This window comes from Rubrivirga aquatilis (genome assembly GCF_046845665.1).
In the GTDB taxonomy this organism is placed as follows: Bacteria; Bacteroidota; Rhodothermia; order Rhodothermales; family Rubricoccaceae; genus Rubrivirga.
This window is the reverse complement of record NZ_CP177355.1, coordinates 2928552-2954615: the sequence shown is the minus strand read 5'-3', so window position 1 is coordinate 2954615 and position 26064 is coordinate 2928552. Positions and strand designations below refer to the sequence as shown.

Sequence of the window (26064 nt, the reverse complement as noted above, 5' to 3'; positions counted from 1 at the left end):
GCCCCCGCGTGCCGTCCCGAGTGTTGTCCGTTATCGCTTGATGAGCAGCCCGAACGGCTGAGTCGCGTCCGGGACCGGACCGTTGCTGCCGAAGGACGAGCCAAACGGCGCCAGGAAGGCGTAGGTGGCGCCCTCCGGGATGGTGAGACAGACGGAGGTCGCGTCAAAGTCCTGCGCCACGTCGGTGGCGTACCCGCCGGACTGCGTGTCGGGCGTGGGGACATCGTCGCCCGCCTCGACCGCCTTCTTCACGCGGACGCGCTGGTCATCCGGTCCCAGGGTGTCGTCGGCGCTGAAGATGGCCGTCAGAAGCGGTTGGCTCAGGGTGCTGGCGCGGACGCCCGTTCCCAGTACGTAGTCTCCCACGGCCACCGCGCACACGTAGTCGCCAGCTTCGATGCCCTCGTCGGCGAGCCGGAGCGCGGGGGCGTCGATGGCGTGGTCGCTGGAGGTGCGGAGGTAGGTCTGGCGCGGGTCGACCTCGATGAACACGTTCGCGTCCGAGGTCCCGCCCCCATCGGATCCGCCGCTCCCGTCGGCGCTGCCGCCGCCGCCGGATCCGCTGCCATCGGAACCATCACCGGCTGGATGGCCGCTGCCGGAGGGGTAGCCACCCTGGCCACCGCAGTCCTGACAGGACGAGTCGAGGCCGGTGGAGTCGCAGCCGGACAGCGCGAAGGCAGCGGCAGCGGTGAGGAGAAGCAGGCGCATCGAGGCGGGAAGAGAGGGGAGTGCTGGCCGAATGGAGAACGGCAGGCCAGCGCCCCAGGCCCCGCCGATTGGCCGAGGCCATTGGGACGGCAGCGTGTCGCCGTCTCGCCCTGAACGCCCGGTGCCCTCGGCGCGCCGGAGGAACCGGTAGGGCCTCCCTGCGTGGGAGAAGGGCACCTCTCGTCCCCCTTACACCCACCCTTACCACTCAACATGGGACTCCTCGACTTTCTGAAAGACAAGGGCAAAGACCTCTTTGGCGGCCGCGAAGGCAACGAAGCGGAAGAGATCAAAAAGGAGGTCGAGCAGGCGCTCGGCAGCAACATCTCCAACCTCGGCGTCCGCTACGACAACGGCCGCGTGACCTTGCAGGGCACGGCCAAGAGCCAGGCCGCCAAGGAGAAGGCCCAGCTCATCGCGGGCAACGTCAAGGGCGTCTCCAGCGTCCACGCCGACGGCATGACCGTCGACGGCGCGCAGACGGCCGGTGCGACCACGGCCGCGCCCTCCAGCCGCTACTACACGATCAAGAGCGGGGACACCCTGTCGAAGATTGCCAAGGAGCACTACGGGGATGCCAACGCATACCCCAAGATCTTCGAGGCCAACCGGGAGGTCATCGGCGACCCCGACAAGATCTACCCGGGTCAGCAGATCCGTATCCCGGCCGCCTAGCGCCCGGTTCTCCCTCTGCGGAGCGCCCCGCCAGCTCTCGGGCTGGCGGGGCTTTTTTGTGGGCCTGGGCTATCGGGCAAACAGGGACGCCATCCACAGCGCCAACCCGCCGCGTGCCGTCCACGCCAGCGTCCGGACCCAGTTGGTGGCCACGAGGCGGGCGTGGGCGTCGGCGTCAAAGGTGCTCGCGAGCGCCGAGTGGAGGGGGACCTGGATGAAGGCGGTCGACGCCCAGATAACCGCGACGAGCGTGGCGCCGAGCACGACGGACCACCCGGGCAACAGCGCCGGTCGCTCGAACACGAGCCAGGCGGCGCTGACGATCTCGATGACCATCAGCGGGCCCACCACGAGCGTGATCCGCGACTGGTGGGCCGCCTCGTACGCCGCCCAGCCCGACTCGCCGACCCCGGCGAACAGGGGGTAGTGGACGACCTGGATCGTCCAAATGAGGCCGACGAGGGCCAGCGTGGCGCCGAGGTTGGCGAGGAAGATCGGCGGCATCAGACCGCGAGGTCGGCCAAGACCGCCTCGGCCGCATGGCGCCCGGAGACGAGGGCCCCGTTGATCGACCCGTTGCGCCGCCAGTCGCCGGCGACGTACAGGTGGCCCACGCGGACCGGCCGCTCCGGAGGGTCGAGAGACGGCAGCGCGGGGAGCGCGTCGGGAACGTGGTCGATGCGCAGCGTCCGCCAGCCGTCGACGGCGTCTCCGAACCAGCCGCGGAGTTGCGCGCGAGCGGCAGCATCGAGCGTGTCGTCGTCCATCGGGGGACGCCCCACGACGCTGGCGGTGACGAGGGCCTGGCGGGCAGGCGCGTAGCTCGGCTGGGCGAGGCTCACCACCTGCGCATTGTTGACGGGCCCGGCGCCGTCCCCGTCGAGCACCAGCAGCGCGCGGTCGATCGGAGCGTCTTGGGCGGCGTACGCGAGCTGGGTCGTCCCCTTCGACGGCGGGGTCTCGGTGTGCAAGAGGGCGCCCGCGTGCGGCCCGTCGGCCGCGACGACGACCGCGCGGCACGCGACGGCGTCGCCCTCGGAGACGTGGACCTCTCGCGGCTCGACCCTCTCGACGCGGGCCCCGAGGCGGACGGTCCCATCGGGGAGCCCGGCGGCGATCTGTTCCGGGATTGCCTGCATCCCGTCCGCGGGAAGGGCGGCGACGCCTTCGGAGAAGCGGCGGAAATAGACTTCAAAGGCCCGGCTCGACGCGCTCAGCTCCGGGTCCAAGAGCACGCCGCCGAGGAAGGGGCGGAAAAACCGGTCGATCATCCGCTCGGAGAACCCGTACCGATCGCGCAACGCTGCCAGCGTGGTCATCTCCGGTCGGGCCCACAGCGCCTCATCGGTCCCCGCGCGGACGGACTGGCGCAAGCGCAGCACGCGAAGCTTGTCGGCGATCGTCCCCACATCCGCCAGCAGCGTCGGGACCGCCTGGAGCGGTTGGCGGAAGGGGTCGCCGATGGGGTGGAAGGCCCCGCCGTGGCGGACGAGGGCGGCGGGCTCGAAGGCGCCCAGCCCGAGCGCGTCGTAGTCGAGCACGGCGCGCGCCTCCGGGTAGGCCGTCAGCAGCACCTGAAAGCCCCGGTCGATCAGGAAGCCCTCCTGGCGGTGTGTGCGGATACGCCCGCCGACGGCACCCGCCGATTCGAACACGGCGACCTCTAGGCCGCGCTGTGTCAAGGTCCGGGCGCAAGCCAGACCCGACAGGCCGGCGCCGACGATTGCGACATCGATCATGACAACGTGTGCGTGTCGAGGCGACCGAGCATGTGGCGGAGCGCGGTGTCGAGGTCGGGGAGGGCAAACCGGAAGCCGCTCGCGAGCAGCCGCGCGGGCCGCATCCGGACGCTCGAGAGCGCCACGCGCCGGGCCAACTCCCCGCCCGCCAGCTTCACCAGAGGGGTCGGGACGGACATGAACGCGGGGCGGCGCTGCACCTTGGCGAGCGTCTTGACGAACGTCCGCGTCTGGGCGGGGTCGGGCGCCGAGAGGTTGACGGGACCGGACACGTCGTCGGTGAGCATGACGTGATGGAGCGCATAGACCACGTCGTCGAGGGCGATCCACGGCCACCACGCTTGGCCGTCGCCGGGCCAGCCGCCCAGGCCTAAGAAGGCGAGTGGCGCGAGCGGCTGGAGCACACCGCCGGTTGGGGTAGTGACGAGTCCGATCCGCGCGTGCGCGACCCGGATGCCGGCGGCGCTGGCGGGCGCCGTGGCCCGCTCCCAGGCGCGGCAGACCCCCGGCAGAAAGCCGTCGCCGAGCGGCGAGGCCTCGGTGAGCACCTCGTCGCCCCGGTCGCCGTACGCGCCGCTGGCGGAGGCCGACACGAGCACGCGGGGCTTGTCCGGGAGCGCGGCCAGCGATTCGGCCAGCAGGCGCGTCCCCTTGGACCGGCTCTCCCAGATCTTGCGCCGCGCCGACTGGCTCCCGTCGAGCGACGTGATCGGCTCGCCCGCCAGGTGGACGGCCGCGTCGGGCGCCAGCCGCGCCAGCGCATCGGCGTCGATCTCGCCCGCCTCGACGTTCCAGTACACGGCCTCGTCCTGAGGCCCGCGCGAGACGGCATCCGCACGCTTGCGCACCATCCGAACAACGGTGTGCCCGCCGCCCTGCAAGAACGCCGCAAGCGCCGATCCGACCAGCCCGCTGGCGCCGGTGATGGCGACCGTCATCGGAGCCACGTCCGCCTCGGCATGGCGGCGAAGGTCCTCGACGGTGATGCGGTGCCGGTACGCGAACATCCGGTCGAACTGGCGCCGCGCGAGCGGGGCGCCGACGCTCGTGACGGGCGCGAGGGGCAACTCGTAGGTCACGTCGTCCTCCAGGATCGAGCCGACGCCGTGAGGCTGCATCCGGTGCACGTGGTGCCACGCGGCGAAGGGGCCCGAGACCTGCCGGTCCTCGAACGCGCACGGGCCGTCGCCGCTCAGGCAGCCGTCGTCGTAGCCACTGTGCTCGGCCACCCAGTCGATGCCTGCCGGGCCGACGCCCAGTCGGATCACGGCGCGGTCGCCGTCGCAGATGCCGTCGTGCGACGTGAGGGAGACCGGCTGCCAGGGCGGGGAGAGCCGCTGGAACGCGCCGGGGCGGGCGTGCCAGCGGAAGAGCTCGGCGGCGGAGACGGGGGCCGCGACGCGGGAGGTGTAGCGCATGGCCCGCCAACCCGTCGCACGGCGCCGGGGGTCCCGACCGCACCGGGGACGCGCGAGCGTCGGCCTCCCTACGGCAGGTAACGCTCGCGCAGAACGGCCGCGTGGTGGCGGTCGTGGCCGGCGATGATCCACCCGGCGCCCCGCGCGCTCAGCGGCTGGTCGCTGGCGGTCCCGATGCGCGCCAGCGCGTGGGGCGCGAGCGCCGCCAGCAGGTCGAGGGTGCTGGCGCGGACGCGGTCGAGCTCGTCGGCCAGGTCTCCAAGCGGTCGGTCGGGCGCATGCGCCGCGAACCCGTCTTGGTCGTAACCGGGCAGCGGCGTGTCGTCCCCGCGAGCGACGCGGAGCGCGCGGTACGCGAACACGCGCTCGGTGTCGATGACGTGCTGCACGACCCCCGCGACGGTCCATTTCCCGGGCGCGTAGGCATGGCTCGCGCGACCGGAGTCGGCCGCTCGCACGAGCGCAGAGGTTACCGGCTCGGTGAGCGCGGTCAGCAGGTCGTCGTCCTCGACGAGCGCCACGTAGCGGTCGTAATAGCGGCCGTGCTCGCGCGCCTCGGGCCGGACGATCACGAGCCGACGCGGACGCGCGAGAGCCAGTCGGGCGCGACGGCGTCCTCGACGACCGCCGTGAGCCCGCCACTACGGTACGTCTCCAGCAGCGAGCGGACATCGGCCCGGGTGATCTCCAGCATGTTGCCGACCATCTCCGACGAGTAGCCGCGCTCGCCGAGTTCGATCGTCATCTCCATCGTGACGATGCGGCTGATGGCACGGCCGAGGTCGACCAGCTTGCGCTGGGGCATCGCCCAGTCGATGTCGAAGTCGAGCGAGTCGCCGAACATGCTGGCGGCGCGGGCGGTGAGCGGCTCCGTACGGAGGTAGGCACCGAGGTCGACCTGCTTGAGGCGCCGCATCGCCTTGACGACCGACTCCGTCACCTGCTGATAGAGGATGTCGTTGGAGCCCTCGAAGATCTGGTACGGACGGCTGTCGACGAGCGCGCGCCCCGCGCGGTGGTCCTCCCGGTAGCCGTTGCCGCCGGAGAGCTGGACGAACGACTGGGCCGCCTCCTGCATCCAGTCGGTGACGACGGTCTTGAAGGCGTTGGCCTTGAGGCCCTCGCCGAACAGGTCGCGGTCGACGCCGGCCGTGCCGGAGGTCTCCATACACATGGCCGCCGTGCCGGTGACGAAGGCCTGGAGCCGCGCCAGCCGGGCGCGGACCTGGTCGTAGTCGAGCAGCGACTTCCCGCCGACGAACCGCTCGCGGGCGTGCTCCAGGGCCTCGTCGAAGATGCGGCGGAGGTAGCCCATCCCCATGCCGGGCATCTGGAGCCGGCTCCGGTGCAGCAGGTCCAGCATCATCTTGACGCCCGTCGACTGCGGCTCCAGCCGCGACGACATCGGGACCTCCACGTCGACGCGGTTGCGGCCGTACGGGATCATCTTGAGGCCGATGTTCGGGTACAGCTCCTCGACCTCCACGTTCTGCCCGGGCGCGTTGCTGTCGGCGATGAAGAAGTCGACGTCGCGGCGCAAGCTGCCGTCGGCCGTGCGGGGACGAGCGGTGAGCAGCCAGTAGTCGGCCCAGCCGGTGAGGCCCGCCCAGTGCTTCGTGCCCTCGATTTTGACCGTGCCCCGGTCCGTCGCCTCCCACCCCGTCTGCATCGCGAACGCGTCCGACCCGAAGTCGGGCTCGGTGATCATCAGGCCGCCCAGCTTCTTGTCGGCGATGACGGACGAGAGGACGCGCGCCTTGGCCTCGTCGCTGCCGTACTTGGCCACCGGCTGGAGGAAGAGCCCACCGTTAATCCCCAGGACGAGGCTCAGGGGGAGGGAGTGGTAGCTCGTCTCCTCCAGCATCGTCATGCTGTGCCCGATCGTCCCCCCGCGGCCACCGTAGGCCTCGGGGATGTAGACGGACATCGGGTCGACGTCGCGGAATCGCTGGATGACGAAAGGCGGCACGCCCCGGTCGACCCCCGCGCGGTCGGCGTCGTGGCGCGAGCCGAACAAGTGCGCGAGCCGGTCGCGGTAGGCGGATACGAAGTCGGTGAACGACTCCTTGGTGCGGCCGGCCACAGGCCGGCCGGGGGCCGGGGCGCGGGCAGGGAGGGAAGGGGCGCTCATACTTGTGGCGGGGCAACGCAGGAATGACTCCCGTAAACTACGGCGAGTGCCACAGGGTCCATCGGGTGTCCGCTGCCTGGTGTCACAGCCCACCGCATGAGCGCGCGCCCACGATCTATGACAGACCTCGACCCGGCCGCGTGGGCCCTCGGCCCGGCCACCCGCGCCCGCCTGGTCTTCGACGCCGACGACGCGCGCGCCCATGCCGTGCTGAGCGCCGACGAGCGCGAGCGGATGGCGACGTTCGCCAGCCCGGCGCGGCGCCAGCAGTTCCGGTTGGGCCGGCTCGCGGCCCGGACGCTCGCCGGGGAGGCCGCCCGCATCGACCCCGGGGCCGTGGACCTGGCCGTCGCCGCCGACGGGGCCCCGACCCTCCCGGGCGCCTACCTCTCCATCGCCCACACGGGCCGCGCCGGGGCGACCGCTGCGCTCGCCGCCGTCTCGACCCGCCCGGTCGGCGTCGACCTGGAGCGGGTGGCCACGCGGCGGCCCGACCTGTGGCGCCGGATCCTCCATCCCGAGGAGTACGTGCTATTGGAGGCACTCGGCGGGCCGACGAACAACACGCAAACGTTGCTGTGGGCGTTGAAGGAGTCGGTGCTCAAAGCCCAGCGGACCGGCTTCCGCGCCGGCGGGAAGTCGGTCCGGCTCGCGCTCGCCGCCGACGGGGCGCCGCCCGACCGCGGCACGGCGACGGCGACGTCCGACGCGGGGGCGTGGTCGCTCGCCTTCGGACGGGAGGGCGACCTGTGGGTGGCCGCCGCGTGGCGGCCCGACCCCGCCGGCTAGGGCCTCGTCGCGGTGGAGTCGCAGACGCTCCCTCGCGGCCAGTTCCGGACGAGGCGGGGGGTCTGGTAGTGGGGCGGGAGCTCCGCGTCGGCGACGGCGGCCCGGGCGGCGGCGGTCTGCTCCCGTGCCGCCGCGCGCGCGCCCCGTGCGCTGTCGACGCAGGCGAGGAGCAGGTGGGCGAGCGCGACGGTCTCATCGTCGGCGTCGCGGAGGGCCGACTGGGCGAGGGCCACCGCGGCCGCGTGGTCGCCGAGGGCGAAGCGGGCGTGGGCCCGTTCGGTGCGAGCCCATGCGACGTCGTGGGGGTCGGCGTCGGGGCCGAACGCGGCGAGGAGGCGGGCGGCCGTGGCGTCGAGCGCAGGCCAGTCACGGGCCGCGCGGAGCACGCGGAGCCGGGTCACGAAGGCCCACTGAAGCCACGGCTCGTCGGTCGACGCCGCGGGGTTGAACTCGGCCGTCCAGGCCAGTGCCCGGTCGAGGTCCCCGGGGCGGCCGCGCTCGAGGCGGGCCAGGCTCGCGTTGGTGAGCGCGAGCGTCCGGGCGGGGTGGTCGGGCCCGACTACCCGGCCGAGCCGAGCGACGAGGGTGTCGAAGGCGGGGACGGCGGCCTCGGCGTCGCCCGAGAGGAGGAGGACGTCGGCCCAGTTGTTCAGGGACGTGAGCGACTGGATCCGGTCGCCGGAGAGCGCACGGTCGATCTCGTAGGCCTCCTCGAAGAGCGGGGCGGCGGCGGCGAGCCCGCCGGTCAGCTCGGCGAGGTGTCCTCGTCCGGAGACGACGCCGGCGAGGGCCGACGAGTCGCCGCGGGCGCGGAGGACCACCTCGGCCTCGATCAGCATCCGCTCGATCTCGGGGATCCGCTCCTCATGCCGGCCGTGGTGGTAGATCGACCAGGCCGCCGCCCGGCCGTACTCGGCGCGGAAGCGCGCGAGCGCGGCCCGGCCCGCCTCGCCGTGCGCGCGCATCCCGCGCTCCGTCTCGGCGCGGAGCGGGTCGGCTCGGCCGAGGTCGCCCAGGATGGCGGTCGAGGTGGCGAGGTCGCCGAGGGCGCCGAGGGTGTGGGGGTGGCCCGGCCCGTAGGCCGCGCGGGCGGCGCGCCAGGCCTCGCGGGCGGCCTCGAGGGCGGTCTCGCGGTGGATGAGCCGGTTGCGGACCTCCCGGAGCGCCTTGAAGGCGACGGCCCGCTCGGCGTCCCGTCCCGGCCCGAGCGCGCGGGCGCGGCGCTCGCCGACGGCGAGGAGGTCGCCGGCCGGCGTCGAGAGGGCCAGCGGGGCACCGTCCTCCCCCCCGAACAGGTCGACGACGAACTCGAACGCCGCGTCGGCCCGGGTCGCCTCGGCCTGGGCCGCCGTGCGGGCGTCGCGCTCGCGGCCGAGCGACACGAGCGACACCGCGAGCCCCACGACGAGCGCCACCGTAACGGCGGACGCTGCGGCCACGGCCCCGCGGTGGCGCTGTACGAAGGAGCCGGCGAGATACCACCGCGACGCGGGTCGCGCCACGACCGGGAGTCCCTCGAGGTGCCGGGCGAGGTCGTCGGCGAGCGCCCCGGCCGAGGCGTACCGCCGCTCAGGCTCGGGCTCGAGCGCGTGGAGCACGATGGCGTCGAGGTCACCCCGGAGGGGCCGGTCGCGGCCGGGCGCCACGGCCCGGCTGGGCGCGGGCGGCAGGCGTGTCGTCCGCTCCAAGGTCCGGCGGAGCGTCCGGCTGCGCGTCGGTCTACCGTCGACGACGTCGCCGTCGGGGAACGGCCGCGCGCCGGTGAGGAGCTCGTAGACGAGCGCCCCGAGGGCCCAGACGTCGGTGGCCGTCGTGATCTGGCCGCCGAGGAGTTGCTCGGGTGCCGCGTAGGCCGGCGTCAGGAGCGCCCCGCCGGTCTGCGTCATCATGCCGTCGTCGGCGTCGAGGAGCCGGGCGATCCCGAAGTCCAAGAGCTTCACGACCGGCGCCCCGTCCTCGCCCTCGGCCACGAACACGTTCGACGGCTTGAGGTCGCGGTGGACCACCAGCCGGCGGTGCGCGTGCTCGACGGCCCGGCACACGTCGGCCGCCAGCGCCACCCTCTCGCGCACACCGAGGCCACGGGCGTCGGCGAAGGCCGTGATTGGCTCGCCGTCGATGAGTTCCATGGCCACCCACGGAACGCCGTCGTCGGTCTCGCCGCCGCCGTAGAGCCGGGCGATGTGGGGGTGCTCCAGGCTCGCGAGCACGGCCCGCTCGCGACGGAGCCGCTCGCTCACGTCGAGCCCCGCCAGCGCGAGCGACCGGCGGACCAGCTTCAGCGCGACCGTGCGCTCGAACGCCCCGTCCGCCCGCTCGGCTCGGTAGACCCGGCCCATCCCGCCCTCTCCCAAGGGCCCCTCGATCCGGTACGGCCCGACCCGCTCGCCGACGGCGGAGCCTTCGCCGGCGAGGCCCCGGAGTTCGGCGACCGAGACCGGCGCGTCGTCGAGGAGCGGGTCCTCGGCCTCGGCGGCCGCGAGCAGGCGCCGCACGTGGGCGCGCAAGGCTGGCGGGACCTCGGCCTCGACGAACGCGGCGCGCGCGGCCGGGGGGAGGTCGAGCGCCGCGTCGAGCAGGGCGTCGGTGGCCCGGAGCGTGTCGAGATCCATAGCGGAGCAGAGTCGAGCGGGAGACTACGGCCCCCCGCCCGACCCCGCACGCGGTCAGCGGGCGACGGTGACGTGCCCGGTCTCGACCTGGTCGCCGACGGCGAGCCGCCACACGTAGACGCCGGCCGGGAGCGTGGCGTCGAGGGCGAGGTGCTGGGGCCCCGCGCCCAGCCGGCCCCTCGCCGACGCGACCTCGCGGCCGAGCACGTCGTAGACGGCAAGCGAGGCCTCGCCCGGCGCGGCGAGCGCGAACGACACCCGGAGCGGCCCGGTCGTCGGGTTTGGCCCGATGCGGACCGCGACCGTCGCCTCGGGGCCGCCGGTCTCGGCGACGGCGACGCCCCGGAGCGTGACCTCGCCGGTGTTGCCGGCCGCGTCGGTCGCCGTCGCCACGACTACGGGCGGGTCGTTGAGCGCGTTGGCGAACGTCGCCGTGGCCTCGCCCGGGGCCGTGTACGTGGCGCTCCCGAGCGGGTAGTGCCCCAGTCCGACGGCCGACATCACCTGGCCATAGAACCGGACCGTCAGCGGGTACGCCGCGCTCTCGGGCGCGGTGTCGACGGCGTAGCGGACCGTGATCTCGTCGTCGCTGATCGGGGCGGCCAGGATGGAGGGCGTGTTCTGGAGCCGGTTCGGGCCCTCGTCGGCGTCGCCGCCGTCGTCGGCTGTCGGGCCGTCGGCGCCGAGGTCGATGGGGAGGTAGGCGCCGGGCGCGCCGACGAACGTGTTGAAGGCGACCTCGTTGCCGCCCGTGAAGGCCCCCAGCGCGACGGCGGCCGGCTGGTAGGCGATGTAGTTGCCGATGACCTCGGCCGAGAAGTCGACGGCGCCGGCCGCCCCGATCCGGTTGCCGCTGGGGCCGTTGCGGAGGAGGATGCCGACCTGGCCGTTTGGGGCCGGTCCGCCGTCGGCGTCGACGCCGATCAGGTTGCCGTCGATCACGTTGCCGACCACGCCCGGCCCCTCGGCGCCGATCCCGGCCGACGTGTTGTAGGCGATGAGGTTCGCGTCGTCGTCGTCGTCCCCGCCGAAGGTGTTGCCGGTGACGGTGACGCCTGGGGCGGCGAACAGCACGGCACCGAACCCGACGTCGGCGATGCCCGGGACGCCGTTGGGGATCGGAGCGGTCCCGTCGGCGTCGGTCCCGAGGCGGTTGCCCCGGATGGTGTTGCCCGAGGTGACGAGCAGGATCGGCTCCACCGTCGCATCGTCCCCACCGAGGACGATGCCGGCGAGGAGATTGCCCGAGACCACGTTGCCCTCGATGACATTGTCCTGGCCGCCCGTGATCGTGATCCCGATCCCTTCGAGCGATGCGAGCCCCTGGAGTGTGCCATTCGGCACGGCGGTCGTGCCCGTCGCGTCGGTCCCGACCAGGTTCTCCACGACCTGGTTCCTGAAGGCCTTGCCGGCGAGGCCAATCCCGATGTCGATGTTGCCCGAGACGACATTGCCTCGGGCCGTGTTCTCGCTGGCCTCGCGGTTGAAGACGAGCCCCACGCCGTTCCCGATCGCGCCGGTGCCCGCCGCGTCGATGCCGATGTGGTTGCCGATGACGAGGTTGTCCCGCGTCCCGGCGCGATCGACGTAGACCCCGCCAAAGGAATTGCCGCCGATGACGTTCCGGTCGCCGGGCTCCGTCCCGCCAATGACGTTGCCCGTGCTCGGGGACCCAAACCCGTCGTACGTGGCCACCACAATGCCAAACCCGTTGCCGAGCTCGTCGCCGGAGTCAGGGGTCCCGTCGGGGTCCGTGATCATGCCCGTGCGGTCGGTCCCGACGTAGCACCCGGTGATGGCGTTGTCGGCGGAGTAGATGCCGATCGCAGCGAGGACGTCGTCGCGGTAGAATCGGGTGAGCACGAGCCCATCGACGGTGCTCCCTCCCGCGAGCAAGATGAGGCCACCGTCGTTCACTGTCGGGTCGTCGACGAGCGCGTCGCCATCGAGGCGGATGCATTTGCCCTCGGACGTGTCGCACCCCTGCGTATCCCCGTCGATGGTGACCGGATCGGTGATGTGGGGGAGCGTCGAGAGGAGGAAGATCTCTTGATACGAGCCGCCCCCGTCGATCGAGAACTCGATGGCGTCGAGTCCCACGCTGGCGTTGGCGTCCGTGATCGCCTGCCGCAGCGACCCGGGCCCGGCATCGGCCGCAGTCGTGACGGTGAAGACGGCGCCGGCGGCCGTCCGCGCCTCGGCGCGGGCGGGCTGGGCGGGAGCGGCGAGGGCGACGGCCAACAGGCCGAGGCAGAGGGGGCGGAAGCGAAGTGACATGAGCGAGGGGGAACCGAGGATGGCGGAGAGGTTCAGGCCGGACCCCGGTTGGGGGGCCTGTCTCTATCCGCGACGTTTCCCACGATGTCGTGCCATGGCACCGTGCCGGGCCCGCGCGTCCGCCCCTCGCGTCACAGCTCGGGATCGTCCAGGAAGGCGCGGAGGTGGGCCCGCGCCCGCTTCCACATGCGGGCGGCCGTCCGGGCCGAGACGTCCAGCGCCTCGGCCGCCTCGTGCGCGCTCATGCCCGCGTAGAACCGGCACTCGACGAGCCGCACGAGCTGGCCGTCGACCGCCGCCAGCCGCTCAAGGGCCCGGTCGAGCGCGAGCATGTCGGTCGCCCGGGCGTCGGGGTCGACGGCGCCGTTCGCGCCGAGCGCCTCGACGTCGAGCGTGACGCTCCGGGCCCCGCCGCCACGCTTTTTGCGAAGCCGCGCCTTGGCGTGGTCGGTCAGGATCCGGCGCATCGCGAGGCCGGCCGTGGCCGCGAAGTGGGCCCGGTCGCGAAACGTGCCGGCCCCGACGAGCCGGAGGTACGCCTCGTGGACGAGCGCCGTCGGCTGGAGCGTGTGGTCGGCCCGCTCGCGGCGGAGCTGGGCGGCCGCGAGCCGCCGGAGCTCGTCGTAGACGCGCGGCAGCAGCAAGTCCACCGCGCCGCCGTCGCCGTCGCATGCGCGCGCGAGGAGGACCTGGGTGGTCGGTTCGGGAGCGGGCATTGGCAGGGCGGAAACGGGAGGGCGACGACGCGAAAACATACGTGCGCGCGTGTAGGCTGCCATTTTGGACCGGTATCGACAGCGGTGTCGGAACTGGCCTTCGCGAGTGCGCTTTTTAGATAGGTCACGCAAAAGTCTAGCGTACAACGCGTTAGGTGCGACGGTGCGTCGCGGCCGGGGGCGGCCGCCTCGGCCGCGCATTCTTGGGCTGCGGCTGGCACCGGCCCCTCGCGTCCGTCGCTTTAGGAGGGTACCCGCGGCCTCGCCGGTCGCGCCCTGGCCTCTCCACGTTCCCCCGAGCCCCATGTCTCGATCCGCTACCCGCCCCTTCCACAGCGCCCTCGTTGTGCTGGCGGCCGTCCTCCTGATTGCGCCGGCGTCGCACGCCTCCGCAAGGGAGGTCGGCGCCTCCAACGTCCGCCTCTCGCGGACGTTCACGCCGCCCGCGCCGCGGTCGACCACGGCGGTCCGGGCCGACGCCTTCGAGATGACGCGGGACGACTTCCTCAGCGTCTACGCCTACGGGCTCGAGGTCGAGATCGGGCGCTCCCCCGCCGGCGAGACCTACCCCATGAACGTCGGGTTCACCGACGACGCGGGGGACGGGCCCACGGCGTGGACCGCGCCGGACATCGCATTCGAGACGGTAACCTGGCGGATCGTCGACCCGGCTTCGACGCCGTACGGGGCCCAGTTCCCCACGGCGACCCACATGCTCGTGACTTCGGAGGACCCCGCCTTCGACGGGACCCGCCACCGCTTCTACGATTTCCAGGCGGGGCAGCTCGAGCTTGTCGCGAAGCTCGACATCCCGGCCGACGGGGCCGATCCGATCGGGGCGGCCTTCGACATGACGGTCACGCTCCTCCCGCTCAACGCGCAGACCGAATTCTACGAGTCAGGCGTCCACTTTTATGACGACGAGGAGGAGATCTCCCCGGAGGAGCCGTTCCACGCTGAGATTCTCGTTGGCTTCCACGGGTACGGGACGCTTACCCTCGCGGACGGCACGGCCATCCAGGCCGGCAGCTTCTACAACGACTTCGACATCTACCGGCTCGAAGGCGACGACGACACGTTCGACTTCGAGTCGTTGTACTCGTTCAACGGGCATGACGGAACGTGGTACTCGTTCCGCATTGCGAACCCACCCGGCTGGAATCCCGACATCCCCGTCGATGTCCAGGGCGATGTCTGGATCGACGAGGTCGAGTACTGGAAGATGGCGCAGTCCTCCGTGGCCGTCGGGGAGGGCCCCGACGAGGCCGCGCGCTGGTCGGTGTTCCCCAACCCGGCGACCGACGTCGTCCGGTTTAGCCAGCCCCTCACCGCGACCGTGTTCGACGTGATGGGCCGGGCCGTCCGCGAGGCGCACCGAGCCACCGAGGTGGACCTCCGCGGGCTGGCGTCGGGGACGTACGTCGTCCGCTCGGAGGCCGGCCACAGCCGGACGGTGACCGTCCGCCGATAAGGCAGGGCTTGACGTGCGCGCTGGGGCGCCAGCGGCCCGTGTTGCTGGCGCCCGGCGCGTTCGGGCCGTCGTGGGCGCGGGGCAGCAGACCATCGGCGGCCCCCGTTGCCCTCTCCGGGATGTGCCAGGAGGCCCCGCGCTGGAGGCTCGTAGGGGGCGATGCCAGGGCAGGACTCTGGGGCAGCCCTCCGCGGCCGGACGGGGAAAGCGAGTCCCCCGGGCCGCACGGGTCCGGGCCAGTGGAATTCATCTAGCAGAATTTTTATCTTTTCGGTACTTGTTTAATAAAATTAAACTTACGTGGGCCAGGGGGCGGCCCGCGTTCGCGAGGCGCGGTCCGGTCGGGATGTGGCACCGAACAGTCGGGTCTGTCGCTTTATGATGGTACCCGCGGCCTCGCCAGTCGCGCCCTGGCTTCTCCACCTCCCCTGAGCCCCATGTCTCGATCTGCCATGCGCACCTTGCTCCGCCTCGGGCCCCTCTCAGCCCTCGTCATCGTCGTCCTCCTGCTCGCGCCCTCGGCGCTCTCTACACCCACTCAGTGCGACGACACGCGCCTGTCCCGGACGTTCCAGGCCCCCGCACCGCGAGCGGCCGCAGCGGTGTCGCCCGACGCGTTCGAGCTGACACGGGAGGATTTCCTCAACCTGTACGCGTTCGGCCTCGAGCTCCACATCGGGCTGTCCCCGTACGACGGTGTGTACGCCATGGACGTTGGCTACACCGCCGACGCCGGGTCGGGGCCGGGCGCCTGGGTCGCCCCCGAGATCGACTTTGACACGATCGTGTGGACGATCGTCGACCCCGCCACGACCCCCTACGCCGCACAGTACCCCGCCGCTACCCACGCGTTGGTGACGACGACGGACCCCGAGTTCGACGGGACGCGCTACCAGTTCTTCACTTTTGAAGACCACCAGCTGGTGTTTGACGCCTACCTCGACGTTCCGGCCGACGGCTCCGGCCCGGTCGTCGACTCGTACACTCAGGCGTTGTCGCTCTTCCCGCTGAACACGACCCTCGCGTTCGAGGAATCGGGGTACTACTACTACGAGGACGACGAGGAGATCGACCCGGAGCTGGCGTTCCCGGCGGCGGTCCAGGTGGGCTTCCATGGCTACGGCACCCTGACGCAGGCCGACGGGTCGACGGTCGAGACGGGCGCTTTCTACAGCGACTTCCTGATCTACGACCCCGACGACCCTGAGGAGCTCTTCGAATCGGAGACCATCTACTCGTTCTTCGGGGTCGACGGGACGTGGCTGAACTTCTTTGTCGCCGCCCCCCCCGAGACGCCGGACGGCGGGGAGTACCCGATCGAGGGTGAGGTGCTGGTCGAGGCCGTCGAATACTGGCAGGTCATGAACCCGGCGACGGCCGGCGAGCCCGGCCCGTCGGGCGGCGCGGAGTGGACGCTCTTCCCCAACCCCACGACGGACGTGGTGCGGTTCAGCGAGCCGCTCACGGCGACCCTCTTCGACATGATGGGCCGGGCGGTCCGTGAGGCCACCCGCGCCCGCGAGGTGGACCTCCGGGGGTTGGCGTCGGGGACGTACGTGGTCCGCTCGGAGGCCGGCGCGAGCCGGACGCTGACCGTCCGCCGATGAGCCAGGTCTTGACGGCCGCACCGCAGCGCCAGCGGCACGCGCCGCTGGCGCCCGGCGCCCCCGAGCCCACTGCGTCGCGGCGTGTGTGGCGGCCCGCGCCGTGGCTCGTCGGGGCTGCGCTCTACGCGCTCTCGTGGCCCGTCCTCGACGGCGTGGCCCTGTCGTTCCTCGCGTGGGGGGCGTTCGTGCCGCTGCTCGTGGAGCTCGAGCGGCACGACCGGTTCGCGCCGTTCGCGCTCCGGGTGGTGGCGTTCATGGGGCTGGCGGGCCTGGTCTCGTGCTGGTGGTGGTTCGCCTCCGTGCCCGCCGAGTTCCGGGTGCTGGCGTGGGCGGGCGGGGCCCACGAGATCCTCCTCACGGCGGTCCCGCTGCTGCTCCTGTTCCCGCTCCGGAAGGCGCTCTCGTACGATCGGGCGCTCGCGGCGCTCGTGCCCCTGTGGCCTCTCTGGGAGTGGGCCTACAACCACTGGGAGCTCTCGATCAGCTCCCTCGTGCTGGGCTACTCGCAAGCGGGGACCGTCTGGCTGGTCCAGTACGCCGACCTGTTCGGGGTGTGGGCCCTCACCGCCTGGGTGGTCGGGTTCAACGTCGTGCTGACGCTGGCGTACCGAAAGCTCGGGTGGAGCCGGCCGTTCCGGATTCGGGGGCTGAAGCTGGCGGCCGTGCTCCTGGCGGTGCCGCTGGCCTACGCCGGGCTCCGGGCCGCCGCGGTCGCGCCGAGCGACGTGCTCCGGGTGTCGGCGGTGTACACCGACTTCGAGCCCATCCCGAACGCGGACGGCGGGCTCCGGATCTCGCGGGCCACCCACCTTACCGACTCCGTCGCCTACTACGCCACCGAGGCGCCGGAGCTCTACGTGTGGCCGGAGAGCGCGATTCCCTTCGCGTGGACCGACGAGAGCCAGCCCTTCCTGCAGCAGGCCGTCGCCGACTGGCAGACGCCGCTCCTGTCCGGGCACAGCGGCCTTGCCGCCCAGTCCGACGGCGATTCCGTCCGGTTCAACCGCGCCGTGCTCCTCGCCCCGGATGCCGACGGCGCGTCCCCGATCTACGACAAGCGTCGGCTTATGCCTTTCAAGGAGGGCCTCCCGCACGAGCGGGTGCTGGGAGCCGTGCCGGCGCTGGCGAGCTACCGCGACCGCGAGCGGCTCATCGCGGCGGGCCAGCGCGCGACGACCTTCTCCATCGTGCGGCCAGACGGCGAGGTGGTTCGGGTCGCCACACCGATCTGTCACGAGCAGCAGTTCCCAGGGTTGTGGGCCGGGTGGGCCCGCGACGGCACCGACCTCTTCGTGCACCTCTCGTTCGAGAGCTGGTTCGGCGAGCGGGCGTTCTGGCCGCACTTCCTCAACATAACCCGGGTCCGCGCCATCGAGTCCCGCCGGAGCGTCGTCCGCGTCTCCAACGGGGGGCCGACGGCGGTCATTGACGGGTTCGGAACGGTTGTGGAGCAAGGGCGGGGCTCCGAGGGCGCGATCACAGAGTCTGTCGCCCTCTACCGAGGGCAGACGCTCTACGCCAAAGCCCCCTGGCTCTTCCCGCTCCTGTGTGTGCTCGCCCTCGGGGGCGTGCTCGCTGGCGCGCGCCTGCGCCGTCTCTAGGTCTGGAGAAGGATTCCTCGAAGTGATCCACTGGGGCGGGGAGCTCCGCTCGGTTCCCACGGGACTGCGCTGGCCAGTCCCGATACGGCCGCTCCGTGGGATACGAAGTCGACGTGTTGTTCGTCTCTCCCTCTCACCCACCCAACTCGCTATGCCCCGCGTCCTCGCACTTGGTTTGCTTTTGGGCCTCATGGCTCCCGCCGCCCTCGCCCAGTCCGCCGATCTCGTCGGCGCCTGGGAGGTCGAGCGCGTGGTCGACACCGCGGCCGAGCCGGCCCCCGACGGCGGCCTGTCGGCGCTGTTCCCCGACAACCCCTACACGTTCGCCCCGCTCCGCTTGCACATTGAGGCCTCGGGCGACGCCGTCGTGACCCTGCTGGCGGCGCGGCACGACGGGTACGAGATCCTGGACGTCCCGTCCACGGTCACGCTCGACGACGGCCAGCTGGCGATCTCGCTCGACGACCTCGTCATCGACTTGGAGGCCGAGCGGGAGGGCGACCGCCTCGTGCTGAGGGGGCAGGACGGCAGCGTGCTCACCCTGCGCCGCCAGTCGTAACGGCTTGTCCGCCGTGCACGGCTCGCTCGGTCGAGAAGCTTCTTACAACGTCGTCCCCAGCTTGTCGAGGGACCGTTGCCGCGCACGGCGTCGCTTGCCAGAGATCCCTCGACAACCCCGGGATAGCAAGAGTCGACCCCTTACGAGCTTCTCAACAGAGCAAGCACGGCTCAGTCGAAGCAGACGCCGTAGTCTCCTGACCGGTAGCCCGTCAGGAATGCGTCGACGCGCTGACGGGACGAGCCGTGCGTGAACGACTCGGGCCGGACGGCCTGCCCGGCGCCGCGCTGGATGGCGTCGTCACCGACGGCGGCGGCGGCGGAGATGCCGGACTGGATGTCTTGGTCGTTGAGCACGACCAGGCCGTCCTCGCCTTCGGCGTGGTGCGTCCAGATGCCCGCCAGGCAGTCGGCCTGGAGCTCGGTCTGGACCGACATCGCGTTCGAGCGCGAGCGGCCGAGCAGGCCCTCGAGGTTCTGGACGTGGTGGGCCACCTCGTGCGCAATCACATACGCGATGGCAAACTCGCCCTCGGCGCCCATCCGCTGGAGCTGGTTGAAGAACGACAGGTCAATGTAGACCGACTGGTCGGAGGGGCAGTAGAACGGGCCCATCGCGGCCTGGCCGTATCCGCAACCCGTGGGCGTTTGGCCGGTGAAGAGGACGAGGTTGGGCTCTTCGTACCGGTCGCCGGACTGGCGGTAGAGCTCGCCCCACACGTCCTCCGTCTCGACGAGCACCGCGTCGACGAGCCGGCTGGCGTCGTCGGTCGGGGCCGAGGCCTGCTCGTTCGCCGGGGCTTGCGAGACGCCGCCGCCGCCCAGGAGCGGCGTGATGTCGATGCCGAAGCAGGTGCCGAGCACGAGGACGAGCACGAGCCCGCCCAAGCCGAGGCCGACGCGGCCCCCACGTCCGCCGCCCCCGCCTCCGCGGCGGTCGATCAGGTTGCCAGAGGAACGGCCGGGACGGATCAGCATGACGGGCGTGGGGGAAAGGACGGGACCAACGCGGAGGCGCGCGGGCTAGATCCGCACGGCCTGATGCCGCTCCGCCAACCCGTACGCGGCGACCCCAAACGCGACCGAGACGTTGAGCGACGCCTTGACCCCGTACTGCGGCAGCCCGACGACCAAGTCCGCCGCCGCCAGCACGTCGCTGGGGACACCGTGGACTTCGTTGCCGAGCACCAACGCCAGCGGGAACGCACGCGCCGGCACGTCGCGTGGCACGACGGCGGCGTCGGTCCGCTCTAGTGCCGCGATGGTGTACCCCTCGGCTCGTAAAGCCGCTATTGCATCGTGCACGTTGTCGGCTTGCGTCCACGGGACGGACGTCTCGGCGCCCAGCGCGGTCTTGGCCACGCCCCGGTGGTCGGGCGTCGGGGTAAAGCCCGTCAGCACAACGCGGGCCCACCCGGCGGAGTCGGCCGTGCGGAAGACGGAGCCGACGTTGTGGGCGGAGCGGAGGTCGTGGGCGACGACGACGAGATCGAACATGGGCACCGGGCGGGGGGACGTGCGTACACCGCGCCCCTCTCTCCGATCCCACCACATGCCCCGCCACTCTCTCGCCGTGCTCGTCGCGGCCGTTTTGCTCCTCGTCCCCGGTTGCACGACGCTCCAGCAGCTCGCGGCCCTTCAGCAGGTTGAGTTCGACCTCGACCGGCTCTCCAACGGCCTGGTCGCCGGCGTCGACCTCGACCGCGCCCGCGACGGGAGCCTCGGCCCGATCGACCTCGCCCGGCTCGGTGCCGCCGCTGCCTCGGGCAGCGTCCCGCTGTCGTTTACGCTGCACGTCGGCGCCGAGAACCCGGCCGACAACCCCGTCGCTGCCCAGCTCGTCTCGCTCGACTGGACGCTCTTCCTGGACGGCACGGAGACCATCTCGGGGATCTACAACGACGACCGTTCGATCGCGCCCGGCGCCTCCGTGGACCTGCCCATCCAGATGCAGCTCGACCTCGCGACGTTCTTCGGACGCAACGTCTCGGACCTGGCCCGCCTCGTCGGCAACCTCTCGGGCGTGAGCAGCCAGCGCCAGACCATCCGTCTCGACGCGCGCCCCTCGCTCCAGACGCAGTTCGGGCCCATCCGCTACCCCGGCACCATCTCCATCGAGTTCCCCGTCGGCGGCTAACGCAGAGACGTGCCCCGCTGGCGACAGCGCCAGCGGGGCGGACGTGGACGGCCGACCGCGTTACGCGGCGACAGGCTCGCTGAGCGCGTCGACGAGTGCGCCGACGAAGTCCGGGATGTCCTCGGGCTTGCGGCTCGTGATCAGCGTGAACGGGCCGTCGGTGTCGACGGCGACCGAGCGGTCGACGACGGTCGCGCCCGCGTTTTCGAGGTCGGTCCGCAGCGAGGGCCACGAGGTCGCCGTGCGGCCCTCCGCCAGCCCGGCCTCGATGACGAGCCAGGGCGCGTGGCAGATCGCCGCGATCGGCTTGCCGGCCTCGGCGAACGCCTTCACGAAGGCGACCGCGTCGCCGTTCGCGCGCAGGATGTCGGGGTTCATCTGGCCGCCCGGGAGCACGAGCGCCGCGTAGCTCGCGGCGTCGGCGTCGGCGAGCACCACGTCGACGTCGACCGAGTCGCCCCAGTCCTTCTGGTCCCAGCCCTTGATGCTGCCCGACTCGGGCGAGATCACGTGGACCGTGGCGCCGGCGTCTTCGAGCGACTGCTTGGGCTGAACGAGCTCGGACTGTTCGAAGCCGTTCGTGGCCAGGATGGCGATGGAGGTGTTGTCGAGGGCGGGCATGAGTGGGGGGGGGGGGCGGAGAGTGGAGGCCGAGAACCCCGGCTCGCGCGCTCCGGATTCGGCGCCGGGGCAGTCTCAGGCGCCGCCCGACGTGTCGATCCGGCGGATCCGCTCCACGATCCGGGCGACGGGGAGCCCGAGGACCCGGACCGTCGCGAGGTTGAGCGCCGCGCGCCCGTCGGGCTCCAGCGTCAGCCGCTGGTCCATCGTCGTGACCGGCCCGATGTCGTACCGGATGCGGAGGGCCGATCCCTCGAGGGTGGCCGTGGTCTCGCCGTCGGCGTCGGTCAGCGTTCCTGTCCACACGCCCGGCGCGGTCGCCGCCATCGTCCACGCGCGCTGGGTGGCCGGCGCGTCCCCGAGGCGGATGGACTGGTCGAGCCGGAACGTGGTGTCCGAAAGCGCCACGCCCGTGCTGGCGACCTGCAGCACGCGGGGCCGCTGGCCCCGGATCTGGACCGTCCCGAACCCGCGCGTCTCGCCCAGGAAAAAAACGTCCGGGCGGAGCGGTGGGCCCGCCGGCTCGGGCACCTGCGCCGGCCCCGCGAGGCATCCGCTGGCGACGACGACGAGCGCGAGCGACGCGGCGATGCGGAGGGCGCTCATCGACTCGGGGCGGCGACGTGGTCGGACAAGGGGCGGGGCAAGGCGAGGGGGAAGCGGGGAGCCTGTGACGCCACCGCTGGCGCCCGCGTTCGCCCACGCGCCGTCCGTCAGGGGCTCCCCGCCTCGGTAGCTTGCGACCGCCCCCCACTCGAAACCCATGGCCCTCGACCTCCTCCTCGCCGGCGGCACCGTCCTCGACGCTCGAACCGGCGAGTCGCGCCGCGCCGACATGCTCATCCGCGACGGCCAGATCGCCGAGGTGGCCGACGCCATCGACGCCCCCGACGGCGTCCGCGTCTACGACGCGACGGGCAAGACCGTCTCGCAGGGCTGGTTCGACATGCACGTCCACTTCCGCGAGCCGGGCCAGGAGCACAAGGAGACCATCGAGACCGGCGCCCGCGCCGCCGCCTTCGGCGGGTTCACCGGCGTCGCCTGCATGCCCAACACCGACCCGCCCATCGCTACGCGCGATGTCGTCGAGTTCGTCCGCAAGCGGGCCGAGGGGCTCGTCGTCGACGTGCACCCTATCGGGACCGTCTCCAAAAGGCGCGAGGGCAAGGAGCTCGCCGAGATGGCCGACATGGCGGCCGGCGGCGCCGTCGCCTTCTCCGACGACGGCTCGCCCGTCCAGCACGGCGGGCTCATGCGCCACGCCCTCGAGTACGCGCGGACGCTCGACAAGCCGATCCTGGGCCACGAGGAGGACCTGACGCTCAACCCGCACGGCCACATGAACGAGGGCGCCGTCGCCACGCGCCTCGGGCTCCCCGGCATCCCCGGGCTCGCCGAGGAGGCCATGATCGCGCGCGACGCCCTGCTGGCGGAGTTCACCGGCGGCCGCGTCCACGTCTGCCACATCTCGACCGCCCGCGCCGTCGACATCGTGCGCGACGCCAAGGCGCGGGGCATCCCGATCACGACCGAGGCCTGCCCCCACCACTGGGCGCTCACCGACGCCGCCGTCGAGGCCTCCGGCTACGACACGCACACCAAGATGCACCCGCCGCTGCGCACCGCCGCCGACGTCCAGGCCATCAAAGACGGGCTCGCCGACGGCACCATCGACGCCATCGCGACGGACCACGCCCCGCACGCGGGCTTCGAGAAGGAGGTCGAGTTCACCGAGGCGCCGTTCGGCATCCTGGGGCTGGAGACCTGCTGGCCCCTCACCGTCCGCGACCTCGTCCGCCCCGGCGTCCTGACGCTGGCCGACGCCGTCCGCAAGCTGACGGTCGCGCCCCGCGAGATCCTGGGGCTGGCAGTCCCCACGTTCGAGCCCGGCGCCCCCGCCAACCTGACCGTCTTCGACGCCGACACCGAGTGGACGCTGGAGACCCGGCACCTCAAGTCGAAGTCCAAGAACACGCCCTTCGTCGGCGACGCGATGGTCGGCCGCGCGTGGGCCGTCGTCAACAACGGCCTATTCGTCGAGGCCGAGGCGTAGAGGAGGTCGAAGCGGGGTGGCTCGCCTGCTGGCGCGTCAGTCCGTCCCGCCGGCGTGCTCAGCGATGGCTTGGCGAGCCCGGACGTCGAGCTGGGCGATCAGGGCCTCGCGGTCGCTCCGGATGGCCTGCGCCAACTCAGCCTGCCCGCTTCCTGAGGTGTAGGTGTCGCCCCAGACCACCAGGTCCAGCAGAATCGGGATTAGAGCGATCGCTCGCTCGGTCGGCACGTAGATCCGGCGCCGGCCGTCGGCCGGGTCCTTGCGCCGCTCGATGATCTCGGCTGCGACCAGGCGCTCCAGCCGATCGGCGAGCACGTTCGTCGCGATGCCCTCTCCGGCGCCGATCTCGGAAAACGAGTGGATCTGGAGCAGTAGCACGTCCCGGACGACCACGAGCGTCCACCGGTCGCCCAGCAGACAGAGCGACGAGGCGATGGGGCAGTCGGAGCAGGGGGTGGGGACCATGTCTACAGCATCGCTTGCTCATTGCAAGGGGTCAAGGTACTCTTCGGGTTAGATCGGTTGCGGTTCGCAACCTATCGCCCTCCACCCAGGCCTACCGCATGATCGCTGGACACTTCGCAACCGCCCTCCTCGCCGATCAGCACGCAGAGGGGCGCCGGTTCCCCGCAAGCCTCTCAGGCTGGTTCATCGTCGTCTCCCAGATCCCGGACCTTCTCTGGTTCGTGTTCCACTTTCTGGGACTGGAGCCGACCGAGCCCCTCGACCTGTTCGACACGACGCTCCAGTCCCTGAGCGTCGAGATGGCCTTTAGCCACCACCTAGTGCCGATCCTGGGGTGGACGCTGCTCTTGGGCGTCCTCGGCGCCGTGCTCTTCCAGAGCCGCCGGGTCGGGCTGGCGACCGCCGCGCTCGTCGGCGTCCACGCGCTGATGGACTACCTGAGCGGCCACCCCCACCACTTGTTCGGGGCGGACACCGCCGAGATTGGGCTCGGGCTCTACGATTCCGCGCCGTATGTCGCCATCGCCATCGAGGCCGTCATCACGGTCGCCCTCGCCCTGGCGTTCTTCCGCGAGGAGCGGCGTCGGGGCGTGGTGCGCTCGGCGGTGAGTCGGCGGGCCATCATCGGGGTGCTCGCGTTCGGCATCGTGTTCTTGGTGTCCACCGCGACGACGTCGATGCGCGAGATGCTCGGGCTCCCCGCGTTCGACCTCCCCTTTGGCACGACCGTCCCCACGCTCGCGCTGACGTACCTCAGCATGGGTCTCGTGCTCTGGGCGGCCGTCCGTCGACGGAACGCGCCCGCAACCCGATCGCTCGGCGGGGCCGCGTAGGCGACCTGGCCTAGAACGGGCGCGCCCCAAGGTGCAGACAGAGACAGAGCAGAAAACTGAAGACGTTCACCAGTCAACCAGATCAGACATGATTAAATCACTCCTCGGCATCGCGCCCCAGCAAGAGCCCGACGGCTCCTTCCGCCCGTCGAAGGTGGCCCTCAAGCTGGCGACCTCGGACACCACCGATTACGAGCCCATCCCGTATGCCCCGTATGGAGGCACGCGACGGAAGGTCGTGGTGGTCTTCACGGAGCAGAAGAACATGGAGATGCAGAACGGGGAGGCGTTCTCGACGGGCAACCACCCCGTCGAAGCGCTCGTGCCCATGCTGCACCTGAAGAACGCGGGCTTCGAGTTTGAGATCGCGACCCCGAGCGGGAAGCCGGTCGTCTTCGAGATGTGGGCGATGCCCCGCGAGGACCAAGCGGTCGTCGGGCTCTACGACGAACTCAAGGCCCGCTTCGACAACCCCAGGCCCCTTCAGGAGGTCGTCGACGGCTTCCAGGACGAGGTCGGGTCGTACGCGGCGGTCTTCGTCCCCGGCGGCCACGGGGCCATGCTCGGCATCCCCCAGGACCCGAACGTCGGCACCCTCCTGCGCCTGGCCCACGAGCACGACCTGTTCACCATCAGCCTGTGCCACGGGCCGGGCTCGTTTCTGGCCACCGCGCTCGAGGGCCACGCGTTCCTGTACAGCGGCTACAACATGGCCGTCTTCCCAGACTCCGTCGACAAGATGACGCCCAGGGTCGGCTACCTGCCCGGGCAGATGCCGTGGCGGTTGGGCGAGCGGCTCACGGCGCTCGGCGCCAGGATCGTCAACACGAAGAGCGACAAGACCTGCGTCCTCGACCGACGCCTGATCACCGGCGCGAGCCCGCTGGCGTCCAACGAGTTGGGGAAGCTGGCGGCGACGACGCTGCTGGAGCAGTTGGCGTAGAGCCCCGGACGTGCCCGGTCAGCCCTCATGGCTGGCGGGATCGGCTTCGGCGCGGTTCGGCCTGCGACCGTCCCCGTCGTCCGCCGAGCGCTTTATCCCTGCCCGCTCGCGAACGCCGCCAGCCACCCCCGCGTGATCCGCTGGTTGTTGAGCCGCCAAGAGTCCGTGGTGTGGAGGGCCGGCACCCCGTCGTCCGCCCCGCTCAGACTGTAGTCACACTGGACCGAGAGCCAGTCCACGAACGACGCCCGGTCGGGCCACGACAGCACCTCGCCCAGCCTCCCGTCGTGGTTCTCGACGAGCTCGATGCGCCCGGCCCGGAGCACTAGCCCGTGCCCGCAGTAGTCGCGGTGCTGATTCAGCATTCTCGCCCCCGACGCTAGCCGGTCCGCCACCCGCTCGGCCAGATCCCGACCGATGGGCGTCTGGTCGAGTGCCTCGATTACCTCCGGGGTGGACCACTTGGTGGGCTCTCGGCGGAACAGGTCGCTGAAGAATTGGCCGATCGTCCGCAAGACGTTGGAGGGATGGGCAGTGGTTCAAGCTTAATCAGGGGCCGTTCTACCGCGCTCCGCAAGCGGGCAAGCCGACTGCTCTCAGCTCCTCGGCGCCCTCGGCTTGCGCGGCTATGACCTGAAGTCCCCCCCCAGCGGGGGGAGGCCGGGAGCGGGGCGACCCGACGCTTGCGAGGCGACCAGAACAGGTGT

Annotated in this window: 25 protein-coding genes; 10 read left to right on the top strand and 15 right to left on the bottom strand. The window is 71.7% G+C overall.

Annotated elements, in window-relative coordinates:
* Nucleotides 1-30 precede the first annotated feature (30 nt).
* On the bottom strand, nucleotides 31-711 hold the full coding sequence (locus tag ACLII4_RS12975) for a hypothetical protein (RefSeq protein ID WP_412067828.1): 681 nt from the start codon (nucleotides 709-711) through the stop codon (nucleotides 31-33).
* 213 nt (nucleotides 712-924) lie between these two features.
* On the opposite strand from ACLII4_RS12975, the gene lysM reads away from it, so the two are divergent.
* Nucleotides 925-1386, top strand: a complete 462-nt coding sequence (gene lysM / locus ACLII4_RS12970; RefSeq protein WP_412067827.1) for a peptidoglycan-binding protein LysM — start codon at nucleotides 925-927, stop codon at nucleotides 1384-1386.
* Nucleotides 1387-1455: 69 nt separating this feature from the next.
* Here the strand turns inward: lysM and ACLII4_RS12965 are convergent, their stop codons facing one another.
* From ACLII4_RS12965 to ACLII4_RS12945, 5 genes are all read right to left on the bottom strand, one after another.
* Nucleotides 1456-1890 carry a hypothetical protein gene (locus tag ACLII4_RS12965; RefSeq protein ID WP_412067826.1) on the bottom strand — a complete coding sequence of 145 codons (435 nt, stop codon included), beginning with the start codon at nucleotides 1888-1890 and terminating at the stop codon, nucleotides 1456-1458.
* On the bottom strand, nucleotides 1890-3125 hold the full coding sequence (locus tag ACLII4_RS12960) for an NAD(P)/FAD-dependent oxidoreductase (protein WP_412067825.1): 1236 nt from the start codon (nucleotides 3123-3125) through the stop codon (nucleotides 1890-1892). Before ACLII4_RS12960 ends, ACLII4_RS12965 begins: the two co-directional genes overlap by 1 nt.
* Nucleotides 3122-4543, bottom strand: a complete 1422-nt coding sequence (locus ACLII4_RS12955) for a TIGR01777 family oxidoreductase (protein ID WP_412067824.1) — start codon at nucleotides 4541-4543, stop codon at nucleotides 3122-3124. Before ACLII4_RS12955 ends, ACLII4_RS12960 begins: the two co-directional genes overlap by 4 nt.
* Before the next feature lie 68 nt (nucleotides 4544-4611).
* The gene (locus ACLII4_RS12950) at nucleotides 4612-5115 is read right to left on the bottom strand and encodes a DinB family protein (protein ID WP_412067823.1); all 504 of its coding nucleotides are present in this window, start codon (nucleotides 5113-5115) and stop codon (nucleotides 4612-4614) included.
* A complete protein-coding gene (locus ACLII4_RS12945) occupies nucleotides 5112-6674 on the bottom strand; it encodes an acyl-CoA dehydrogenase family protein (protein WP_412067822.1) in 1563 nt (520 codons plus the stop codon). Before ACLII4_RS12945 ends, ACLII4_RS12950 begins: the two co-directional genes overlap by 4 nt.
* A gap of 117 nt (nucleotides 6675-6791) precedes the next feature.
* On the opposite strand from ACLII4_RS12945, the gene ACLII4_RS12940 reads away from it, so the two are divergent.
* Nucleotides 6792-7463 (top strand): 4'-phosphopantetheinyl transferase family protein, encoded by a 672-nt coding sequence (locus ACLII4_RS12940; RefSeq protein ID WP_412067821.1) that lies wholly within the window; start codon nucleotides 6792-6794, stop codon nucleotides 7461-7463.
* Here the strand turns inward: ACLII4_RS12940 and ACLII4_RS12935 are convergent.
* The 3 genes from ACLII4_RS12935 to ACLII4_RS12925 form a co-directional block, all read right to left on the bottom strand.
* Nucleotides 7460-10075, bottom strand: coding sequence for a protein kinase domain-containing protein (locus ACLII4_RS12935; protein ID WP_412067820.1), 2616 nt, complete (start codon nucleotides 10073-10075; stop codon nucleotides 7460-7462). The two genes, ACLII4_RS12940 and ACLII4_RS12935, sit on opposite strands and share 4 nt — an antisense overlap.
* Before the next feature lie 54 nt (nucleotides 10076-10129).
* Nucleotides 10130-12352, bottom strand: coding sequence for a hypothetical protein (locus ACLII4_RS12930; RefSeq protein WP_412067819.1), 2223 nt, complete (start codon nucleotides 12350-12352; stop codon nucleotides 10130-10132).
* Nucleotides 12353-12483: 131 nt separating this feature from the next.
* Nucleotides 12484-13068, bottom strand: coding sequence for an ECF-type sigma factor (locus ACLII4_RS12925; RefSeq protein WP_412067818.1), 585 nt, complete (start codon nucleotides 13066-13068; stop codon nucleotides 12484-12486).
* Nucleotides 13069-13372: 304 nt separating this feature from the next.
* On the opposite strand from ACLII4_RS12925, the gene ACLII4_RS12920 reads away from it, so the two are divergent.
* The 4 genes from ACLII4_RS12920 (at nucleotide 13373) to ACLII4_RS12905 (ending at nucleotide 18306) form a co-directional block, all read left to right on the top strand.
* Nucleotides 13373-14539: a T9SS type A sorting domain-containing protein gene (locus ACLII4_RS12920; RefSeq protein ID WP_412067817.1), complete on the top strand. Its 1167-nt coding sequence runs from the start codon at nucleotides 13373-13375 to the stop codon at nucleotides 14537-14539.
* A 452-nt stretch (nucleotides 14540-14991) separates the two neighbouring features.
* Nucleotides 14992-16146 (top strand): T9SS type A sorting domain-containing protein, encoded by a 1155-nt coding sequence (locus ACLII4_RS12915; protein WP_412067816.1) that lies wholly within the window; start codon nucleotides 14992-14994, stop codon nucleotides 16144-16146.
* Nucleotides 16143-17747 (top strand): apolipoprotein N-acyltransferase, encoded by a 1605-nt coding sequence (gene lnt / locus ACLII4_RS12910; RefSeq protein WP_412067815.1) that lies wholly within the window; start codon nucleotides 16143-16145, stop codon nucleotides 17745-17747. The genes ACLII4_RS12915 and lnt overlap by 4 nt, the downstream gene beginning before the upstream one ends.
* A gap of 190 nt (nucleotides 17748-17937) precedes the next feature.
* The gene (locus tag ACLII4_RS12905) at nucleotides 17938-18306 is read left to right on the top strand and encodes a hypothetical protein (protein WP_412067814.1); all 369 of its coding nucleotides are present in this window, start codon (nucleotides 17938-17940) and stop codon (nucleotides 18304-18306) included.
* A 170-nt stretch (nucleotides 18307-18476) separates the two neighbouring features.
* Here ACLII4_RS12905 and ACLII4_RS12900 read toward each other — a convergent pair whose 3' ends face one another.
* Both ACLII4_RS12900 and ACLII4_RS12895 read right to left on the bottom strand, forming a co-directional pair.
* Entirely contained in the window at nucleotides 18477-19283 is an 807-nt protein-coding gene (locus ACLII4_RS12900) for a neutral zinc metallopeptidase (RefSeq protein ID WP_412067813.1), read from the bottom strand.
* Between the two features lie 45 nt (nucleotides 19284-19328).
* Nucleotides 19329-19802 (bottom strand): TrmH family RNA methyltransferase, encoded by a 474-nt coding sequence (locus ACLII4_RS12895; protein ID WP_412067812.1) that lies wholly within the window; start codon nucleotides 19800-19802, stop codon nucleotides 19329-19331.
* A 55-nt stretch (nucleotides 19803-19857) separates the two neighbouring features.
* On the opposite strand from ACLII4_RS12895, the gene ACLII4_RS12890 reads away from it, so the two are divergent.
* On the top strand, nucleotides 19858-20442 hold the full coding sequence (locus ACLII4_RS12890) for a hypothetical protein (protein ID WP_412067811.1): 585 nt from the start codon (nucleotides 19858-19860) through the stop codon (nucleotides 20440-20442).
* Between the two features lie 60 nt (nucleotides 20443-20502).
* On the opposite strand, the gene ACLII4_RS12885 is transcribed toward ACLII4_RS12890, so the two are convergent.
* Nucleotides 20503-21063, bottom strand: coding sequence for a type 1 glutamine amidotransferase domain-containing protein (locus ACLII4_RS12885; protein WP_412067810.1), 561 nt, complete (start codon nucleotides 21061-21063; stop codon nucleotides 20503-20505).
* 75 nt (nucleotides 21064-21138) lie between these two features.
* Nucleotides 21139-21669, bottom strand: a complete 531-nt coding sequence (locus ACLII4_RS12880) for a DUF3833 family protein (RefSeq protein WP_412067809.1) — start codon at nucleotides 21667-21669, stop codon at nucleotides 21139-21141.
* 157 nt (nucleotides 21670-21826) lie between these two features.
* On the opposite strand from ACLII4_RS12880, the gene ACLII4_RS12875 reads away from it, so the two are divergent.
* Nucleotides 21827-23116, top strand: coding sequence for a dihydroorotase (locus tag ACLII4_RS12875; protein WP_412067808.1), 1290 nt, complete (start codon nucleotides 21827-21829; stop codon nucleotides 23114-23116).
* 36 nt (nucleotides 23117-23152) lie between these two features.
* On the opposite strand, the gene ACLII4_RS12870 is transcribed toward ACLII4_RS12875, so the two are convergent.
* Complete coding sequence (locus tag ACLII4_RS12870) at nucleotides 23153-23581, bottom strand: winged helix-turn-helix transcriptional regulator (protein WP_412067807.1); 429 nt, start codon at nucleotides 23579-23581, stop codon at nucleotides 23153-23155.
* 98 nt (nucleotides 23582-23679) lie between these two features.
* Here ACLII4_RS12870 and ACLII4_RS12865 point away from each other — a divergent pair, with 98 nt between their 5' ends.
* Nucleotides 23680-24414, top strand: coding sequence for a hypothetical protein (locus ACLII4_RS12865; RefSeq protein ID WP_412067806.1), 735 nt, complete (start codon nucleotides 23680-23682; stop codon nucleotides 24412-24414).
* Nucleotides 24415-24502: 88 nt separating this feature from the next.
* On the top strand, nucleotides 24503-25357 hold the full coding sequence (hchA, locus tag ACLII4_RS12860) for a glyoxalase III HchA (RefSeq protein WP_412067805.1): 855 nt from the start codon (nucleotides 24503-24505) through the stop codon (nucleotides 25355-25357).
* Nucleotides 25358-25449: 92 nt separating this feature from the next.
* Here the strand turns inward: hchA and ACLII4_RS12855 are convergent, their stop codons facing one another.
* Nucleotides 25450-25872 (bottom strand): hypothetical protein, encoded by a 423-nt coding sequence (locus ACLII4_RS12855; RefSeq protein WP_412067804.1) that lies wholly within the window; start codon nucleotides 25870-25872, stop codon nucleotides 25450-25452.
* Between the last annotated feature and the right edge of the window lie 192 nt (nucleotides 25873-26064).

What these genes read in the sequence shown, in the direction of transcription:
- lysM (WP_412067827.1), top strand. Translation starts at nt 925, where the DNA reads ATGGGACTCCTCGACTTTCTGAAAGACAAGGGCAAAGACCTCTTTGGC.
- ACLII4_RS12890 (WP_412067811.1), top strand. Translation starts at nt 19,858, where the DNA reads ATGCCCCGCCACTCTCTCGCCGTGCTCGTCGCGGCCGTTTTGCTCCTC.
- ACLII4_RS12905 (WP_412067814.1), top strand. Translation starts at nt 17,938, where the DNA reads ATGGCTCCCGCCGCCCTCGCCCAGTCCGCCGATCTCGTCGGCGCCTGG.
- ACLII4_RS12900 (WP_412067813.1), bottom strand. Translation starts at nt 19,283, where the DNA reads ATGCTGATCCGTCCCGGCCGTTCCTCTGGCAACCTGATCGACCGCCGC.
- ACLII4_RS12955 (WP_412067824.1), bottom strand. Translation starts at nt 4,543, where the DNA reads ATGCGCTACACCTCCCGCGTCGCGGCCCCCGTCTCCGCCGCCGAGCTC.
- ACLII4_RS12965 (WP_412067826.1), bottom strand. Translation starts at nt 1,890, where the DNA reads ATGCCGCCGATCTTCCTCGCCAACCTCGGCGCCACGCTGGCCCTCGTC.
- ACLII4_RS12920 (WP_412067817.1), top strand. Translation starts at nt 13,373, where the DNA reads ATGTCTCGATCCGCTACCCGCCCCTTCCACAGCGCCCTCGTTGTGCTG.
- ACLII4_RS12930 (WP_412067819.1), bottom strand. Translation starts at nt 12,352, where the DNA reads ATGTCACTTCGCTTCCGCCCCCTCTGCCTCGGCCTGTTGGCCGTCGCC.
- ACLII4_RS12925 (WP_412067818.1), bottom strand. Translation starts at nt 13,068, where the DNA reads ATGCCCGCTCCCGAACCGACCACCCAGGTCCTCCTCGCGCGCGCATGC.
- ACLII4_RS12865 (WP_412067806.1), top strand. Translation starts at nt 23,680, where the DNA reads ATGATCGCTGGACACTTCGCAACCGCCCTCCTCGCCGATCAGCACGCA.
- ACLII4_RS12940 (WP_412067821.1), top strand. Translation starts at nt 6,792, where the DNA reads ATGACAGACCTCGACCCGGCCGCGTGGGCCCTCGGCCCGGCCACCCGC.
- ACLII4_RS12975 (WP_412067828.1), bottom strand. Translation starts at nt 711, where the DNA reads ATGCGCCTGCTTCTCCTCACCGCTGCCGCTGCCTTCGCGCTGTCCGGC.
- ACLII4_RS12870 (WP_412067807.1), bottom strand. Translation starts at nt 23,581, where the DNA reads ATGGTCCCCACCCCCTGCTCCGACTGCCCCATCGCCTCGTCGCTCTGT.
- ACLII4_RS12885 (WP_412067810.1), bottom strand. Translation starts at nt 21,063, where the DNA reads ATGCCCGCCCTCGACAACACCTCCATCGCCATCCTGGCCACGAACGGC.
- hchA (WP_412067805.1), top strand. Translation starts at nt 24,503, where the DNA reads ATGATTAAATCACTCCTCGGCATCGCGCCCCAGCAAGAGCCCGACGGC.
- ACLII4_RS12915 (WP_412067816.1), top strand. Translation starts at nt 14,992, where the DNA reads ATGCGCACCTTGCTCCGCCTCGGGCCCCTCTCAGCCCTCGTCATCGTC.
- ACLII4_RS12960 (WP_412067825.1), bottom strand. Translation starts at nt 3,125, where the DNA reads ATGATCGATGTCGCAATCGTCGGCGCCGGCCTGTCGGGTCTGGCTTGC.
- ACLII4_RS12895 (WP_412067812.1), bottom strand. Translation starts at nt 19,802, where the DNA reads ATGTTCGATCTCGTCGTCGTCGCCCACGACCTCCGCTCCGCCCACAAC.
- lnt (WP_412067815.1), top strand. Translation starts at nt 16,143, where the DNA reads ATGAGCCAGGTCTTGACGGCCGCACCGCAGCGCCAGCGGCACGCGCCG.
- ACLII4_RS12945 (WP_412067822.1), bottom strand. Translation starts at nt 6,674, where the DNA reads ATGAGCGCCCCTTCCCTCCCTGCCCGCGCCCCGGCCCCCGGCCGGCCT.
- ACLII4_RS12935 (WP_412067820.1), bottom strand. Translation starts at nt 10,075, where the DNA reads ATGGATCTCGACACGCTCCGGGCCACCGACGCCCTGCTCGACGCGGCG.
- ACLII4_RS12875 (WP_412067808.1), top strand. Translation starts at nt 21,827, where the DNA reads ATGGCCCTCGACCTCCTCCTCGCCGGCGGCACCGTCCTCGACGCTCGA.
- ACLII4_RS12880 (WP_412067809.1), bottom strand. Translation starts at nt 21,669, where the DNA reads ATGAGCGCCCTCCGCATCGCCGCGTCGCTCGCGCTCGTCGTCGTCGCC.